1 protein-coding gene is annotated in these 244 nt (G+C 41.0%); it reads left to right on the forward strand.

Annotation, left to right across the window (positions count from 1 at the left end; all coding sequences use genetic code 11):
- Window positions 1-244, forward strand: a 244-nt coding sequence (locus SB765_RS32895; RefSeq protein ID WP_410932930.1) for an efflux RND transporter permease subunit, incomplete at both ends; no start/stop codon positions are given.

The raw sequence follows: 244 nt of genomic DNA on the forward strand, positions 1-244 counted from the left end.
ATTATTTTTGATGAAGGCACCGATATTTATTGGGCGCGTCAACAAATTGGAGAGCGTATTCAAAGTATTCGCGCTGATTTACCTAATAATGTTGAGCCAAATCTTGGACCTATTGCCAGTGGTTTAGGTGAAATATTTACCTATAGCGTGCATGCAAAACCCGATGCGTTAAAAAGTGATGGTATGCCTTACAGCGCCGAAGATTTACGTACTTTACAAGACTGGGTTATTCGTCCGCAGCTTT

The sequence above is a fragment of the Pseudomonas sp. SIMBA_067 genome, assembly GCF_046534675.1.
Taxonomy (GTDB): domain Bacteria; phylum Pseudomonadota; class Gammaproteobacteria; order Pseudomonadales; family Pseudomonadaceae; genus Aquipseudomonas; species Aquipseudomonas putida.